Here is a 1,868-nt window from a genome sequence, read left to right on the forward strand (position 1 = left end):
GGCCCGGCGCGGGCGGCCGGTCCGCGGCCACGCCGTCGCCTCGGCCAGCGGCGCCACCGCGCCCGACGTCCAGTCGATGTGCCGGGACGGCTCGTCGATGTGCAGCGACTTCGGCAGCACGCCGTGGCGCATCGCCAGGACGGTCTTGATGACGGAGGCGACGCCGGCCGCGGCCTGGGTGTGCCCGATGTTGGACTTCACCGAGCCGACCCACAGCGGGTCCTCGCCCTGCCGCTCGCGCCCGTAGACGTTCAGCAGTGCGTGCGCCTCGATCGGGTCGCCGAGCGCGGTGCCGGTGCCGTGCGCCTCGACCGCGTCGACGTCGGCGGGCGTGAGGCCCGCGGCGTCCAGGGCCCGGCGGATCACCCGCTCCTGGGCGGGGCCGTTGGGGGCGGCGAGGCCGTTGCTGGCACCGTCCTGGTTGATCGCGCTGCCGCGCACCAGGGCGAGCACCCGGTGGCCGTTGCGGCGCGCGTCGGACAGCCGCTCCAGCAGGATCCAGCCCGCGCCCTCGGCCCAGCCGGTGCCGTCCGCGCCGGCCGCGAACGGCTTGCAGCGGCCGTCCGGGGAGAGCCCGCGCTGACGGCTGAACTCGACGAAGGTGCTCGGCGTCGACATCACCGTCGCGCCGCCGGCCAGGGCCAGCGAGCACTCGCCGCGGCGCAGCGACTCGCCGGCCAGGTGCAGCGCGACCAGCGCCGAGGAGCACGCGGTGTCGACGGTGAGGGCGGGGCCCTCCAGGCCGAGCGTGTAGGCGATCCGGCCGGAGGCGACGCTGCCCGCGCCGCCGGTGCCGAGCAGGCCCTCGACGCCGTCCGGCAGGGTGGCGAGGCCGGTCGCGTAGTCGTGGTACATCAGGCCGGCGAACACGGCGGCGTCGGTGCCGCGCAGCGACGCCGGGTCGATGCCGGCCCGCTCCAGCGCCTCCCAGGCGGTCTCCAGCAGGATCCGCTGCTGCGGGTCCATGGCGAGCGCCTCGCGCGGGGTGATGCCGAAGAAGTCGGCGTCGAACTCGGCCGCGTCGTACAGGAATCCGCCGTCGCGCACGTAGCTGGTGCCGGTGTGGTCCGGGTCCGGGTGGTAGAGGCCGTCGAGGTCCCAGCCGCGGTCCTCGGGCAGCGGGCCGATCGCGTCGGTCCCGTCGAGCACGAGCTGCCACAGGTCCTCGGGGGAGCGGACCCCGCCGGGAAAGCGGCAGGCCATGCCGATGACGGCGAGCGGCTCGTCGGCGTCCGCCCGGGCCGTCGCCGGGCCGGACTGCTCCTGGCTGCCGACCAGTTCGCCGCGCAGGTGCGCGGCGAGGGCGGTCGGGGTCGGGTAGTCGAAGATCACCGTGGAGTGCATCCGCAGGCCGGTGGCCTCGGTGAGCTCGTTGCGCAGTTCGAGGGCGATGAGCGAATCGAAGCCCAGCTTGCTGAAGTTGCTCTCGGGGTCGACCCGGTCGGCCGACGGGTGGCCGAGCACGGCCGCCGCCTTGGCGCGTACCAGCTCCAGCAGGGCGGCGTGCTGCTCCGCCTCCGGCAGCGCGGCGATGCGCCGCAGCGGCGCGGCGGCCCGGGCCGTGCGCTCCCGGGCGGCCGGGGTGCGCACCAGGGCGCCGAACAGCGCGGGCAGGGTGCCGGCCTGGGCGAGGGCGCCCAGCGCGGAGCGGTCCAGCCGGGCGGCGACGGGGGCGGGTTCGTCCGTGGCCGGCACGGCGTCGAACAGGGCCAGGCCGTCCTCGGCGCCGATCGGCGCCAGGCCGGAGCGCTCCAGGCGGCGCAGCGAGGCCTCGTCGAGGGCGCCCGCCATGCCGTCGGCCAGGTCCCACAGGCCCCAGCCGACCGAGACGGCGGGCAGGCCCGCGGCCCGGCGCTGCCCGGCGAGGG

1 protein-coding gene is annotated in these 1,868 nt (G+C 77.1%); it reads right to left on the reverse strand.

Annotated features, from left to right (window positions below; all coding sequences use genetic code 11):
• The coding region (locus AB0O00_RS37545) for a beta-ketoacyl synthase N-terminal-like domain-containing protein (RefSeq protein WP_363659176.1) at nt 1-1,868 on the reverse strand (1,868 nt) is incomplete at both ends.

The sequence above is a fragment of the Kitasatospora sp. NPDC093558 genome (genome assembly GCF_040683475.1).
In the GTDB taxonomy this organism is placed as follows: Bacteria; Actinomycetota; Actinomycetes; order Streptomycetales; family Streptomycetaceae; genus Kitasatospora.